We start from the raw sequence: 3680 nt of genomic DNA, 5'->3' as shown, positions 1-3680 counted from the left end.
TCGGAATTCCGCTACTCGCCAGTGCCGCTCGACAAGGCCCATGTCACCGAGGCGATCGCCTTCCTCGAATGGCTGCGCGACGACAATTTCACCTTCCTCGGCATGCGCGAATTCAACTACACCGGCGGCGAGACGAGCGGCATGCTGGAGCGCGCCGAAAAGCCCGGCCTCGGCATCCTTTCCGATCCCGACGTGCTGGTGCTCAGGCGCGGCACCGAAGCGGTAAGCACGACGCCGGAAATCCGCGCCTTCCTGCATGGGCCGGAACCGCTGATTGTCACCAAGGCCAACGCCAAGTCATCGGTGCACCGCCGCATCTACCTCGACTACATTGGCGTCAAGACCTACACCGGCAAAGGCGTGCTTTCGGGCGAGCTCCGCATCGTCGGCCTGTTCACGTCGACTGCCTATACGCGCTCGGTGATGAAAATCCCCTATCTGCGCTCGAAGGCGGAAACCGTCATTGCCAAATCCGGCTTCAATCCAAGCGACCATTCCGGCAAGGCATTGATCAACGTGCTGGAGAGCTATCCGCGCGACGAGCTGTTCCAGGTTCCGGTGCCGATCCTGCGCAAGCATGCCGAAGCCATCCTGGGCTTGATCGAGCGGCCGCGCGTCAGGGCATTGGTGCGTGTCGACCAGTTCGACCGCTTCGTCTCCGTGCTCGTCTTCGTGCCGCGCGACCGCTACGACAGCGTCGTGCGTGAGAAGATCGGCACGTATCTGAAGACCGTCTTCGAAGGCCGGCTGTCGGCCTATTATCCGGCGTTCCCGGAAGGCGGGCTGGCGCGTGTCCATTTCATCATTGGCCGCTCCGGCGGCAAGACGCCGAAGGTCGAGCAGGCGGCGATCGAGGCGGCGATCCGCGACATCGTACGGACCTGGGACGATGCACTGCGCGAGACCGCGACAGAGACCGGCGCCGATGCGAGACTCACGGCCATCGCCTCGCGGTTTTCGGAAAGCTATCGCGACAGTTTTCCGCCGGCCGTGGCGCTGGCCGACGCCGGGCGCATCGCCAAGCTCGATGCGTCAAATCCGATCGCCATCGACTATTACCGTCACGCCGTCCAGAAGCCGCATCAGGCGGCGCTGAAGATCTATCACCACGGCAGCCCGGTGGCGCTGTCGCGGCGCGTGCCGGTGCTGGAAAACATCGGTTTCCGCGTCATCAGCGAGCGCACTTTCGAGGTCGGCGACAATCAATCCGGCATGGTCTTCATCCACGACATGGAACTCGAGAACAGCTACGGCAGGCCGATCGACCTCGGCAATGGCGGCGCGCTGTTCGAGGATGCGTTCCTTTCCGTCTGGCGCGGCGATGTCGACAATGACGGCTATAACGGCCTTGCCCAGACCGCCGGCCTGTGGTCGGGCGAGATCACCGTCCTGCGCGCCTATGGCCGCTATCTGCAGCAGGCCGGGATCCCGCAGAGCCAGGATTTCATCGCCGCCGCGCTCAATCGCTATCCCGAGATCGCCCGCGGCCTGCATGCGCTGTTCGTCGCCCGCCTCGGCCCGACGGCGGAAACGGAAGGTGTCGTCCAGGCCAAACATTTGAAGGCCAAGATCACGGATGCGCTGGAAGACGTTCCCAACATCGATGACGACACCATCATCCGCCGTTATCTGAACCTGATCGAGGCCACGCTGCGCACCAATCATTTCGTTGCCGATACGAAAGAGAAAGGCCAATCGCTGGCGATCAAGCTCGATTCGCAATCGGTGGACGGGCTGCCGGCGCCGCGGCCATGGCGGGAGATCTTTGTCTATGGCTCTGAGGTCGAGGGTGTGCATCTGCGCTTCGGCCCGGTCGCGCGCGGCGGCCTGCGCTGGTCGGACCGTGCCCAGGACTATCGCACCGAAGTACTCGGCCTGGTCAAGGCACAGCAGGTCAAGAATGCGGTGATCGTGCCGGTTGGCGCCAAGGGCGGTTTCTACCCGAAAAAGCTGCCGATGAGCGCCGGGCGCGACGCCATTTTCGAGGCCGGCACAGCCGCCTACAAGAATTACGTTTCCAGCCTGTTGTCGATCACCGACAATATCGGCCTGGACGGCGTCATCCCGCCGGCCGGCGTGGCGCGGCGCGACCAGGACGATCCCTATTTCGTCGTTGCCGCGGACAAGGGCACGGCGACCTTCTCGGACATCGCCAACGCCATCAGTGAAAAGCACGGCTTCTGGCTCGACGACGCTTTCGCCAGCGGCGGTTCGGCCGGTTACGACCACAAGAAGATGGGCATCACCGCCAAGGGCGCCTGGGAAGCGGTCAAGCGGCATTTCCGCGAGATGAACCGCGACATCCAAACCACTCCGTTCACCGTCGTCGGCGTTGGCGACATGTCGGGCGACGTGTTCGGCAACGGCATGCTGCTGTCGGAGCAGACCCGGCTGATCGCCGCCTTCGATCATCGCGACATCTTCATCGATCCCGATCCCAACATGGCGGCTTCGATGGCCGAGCGCCGGCGTATGTTCGCTCTCGCCCGCTCAAGCTGGCAGGATTACGACAAGACGAAGCTGTCCGAAGGTGGCATCATCGTCTCGCGCAGCCAGAAGTCGATCACCTTGCCGGCCGCCGCGGCTGCAGCGATCGGCCTCGGCAAGACAACGGCCACGCCGGTCGAGATCATGAGTGCCATCCTCAAGGCGCCGGCAGATCTTTTGTGGTTCGGCGGCATCGGCACCTATGTCAGGGCATCGGGCGAGACCAACCAGGACGTCGGCGACCGTGCCAATGACGCGATCCGCATCACCGCGCTCGACCTGCGCGCCAAGGTGATCGGTGAGGGTGCCAATCTCGGCGTCACGCAGCGGGCGCGCATCGAATTCGGATTGAATGGCGGCCGCTGCAACTCGGATGCGATCGACAATTCGGGCGGCGTGAACTGTTCCGACGTCGAGGTCAACATCAAGATCGCGCTGGCTTCCGCGATGCGCAAGGGATCCTTGACCCGGCCGGCGCGCAACAAATTGCTGGCCGAGATGACCGATGAGGTCAGCGCCCTGGTGCTGTCCAACAATTACCAGCAGACGCTGGCGCTGTCGCTTGCCCGCAAGCGCGGCCTCGCCGACATCGCCCATCAGAGCCGCTTCATGGCGGCGCTGGAGGCGCGCGGACTGCTCGACCGTGCCGTCGAGGCGCTGCCGTCGCCAGCGGCCCTTGTCGAGCGCGAGACGCGCGGCGAGCCGCTAACCCGGGCCGAGCTCGGCGTGCTGCTTGCCTATGCCAAGATCGTGCTGTTTTCCGATATCGTCGCCAGCGACGTCCCGGACGATCCGCATTTCGACCGCGACCTGATGGGTTACTTTCCCGAGCGCATGGCAAAGAAATATGCTGCGGAAATCCACGGCCATCGGCTGCGCCGCGAGGTCATCGCCCGTGTCGTCGCCAATGATCTGGTCAATCGCGGCGGCCCGTCCTTCGTCAACAGGCTGCAGGAAACAACCGGCCGCAGTGCCGCCGATGTCGTGCGCACCTTCGCCGTGGTTCGGGACGGCTTTGCGCTGCCGGCGCTCTACCGGCAGATCGACGCGCTCGACAACCAGATCGACGGGCAAATCCAGCTCGACCTTTATCAGGCGGTCAGCCGGCTGATCTATGTGACGAGCGGCTGGTACCTGAAGAACGATGCCGGCACCGCGCCGCTCGGGCAGCGGATCGCCGAGTTGCAGGACGC

Annotated in this window: 1 protein-coding gene; it reads left to right on the top strand. The window is 64.1% G+C overall.

The window, feature by feature from the left end:
- Positions 1–3680, top strand: a 3680-nt coding sequence (locus NMG46_RS29415) for an NAD-glutamate dehydrogenase (protein WP_254820772.1), incomplete at both ends; no start/stop codon positions are given.

It is taken from the genome of Mesorhizobium sp. LMG 17147, from assembly GCF_024297145.1.
Lineage (GTDB): Bacteria > Pseudomonadota > Alphaproteobacteria > Rhizobiales > Rhizobiaceae > Mesorhizobium.
Note: the sequence above shows the minus strand (reverse complement) of the source record. Positions and strands in the feature narration are given on the sequence as shown.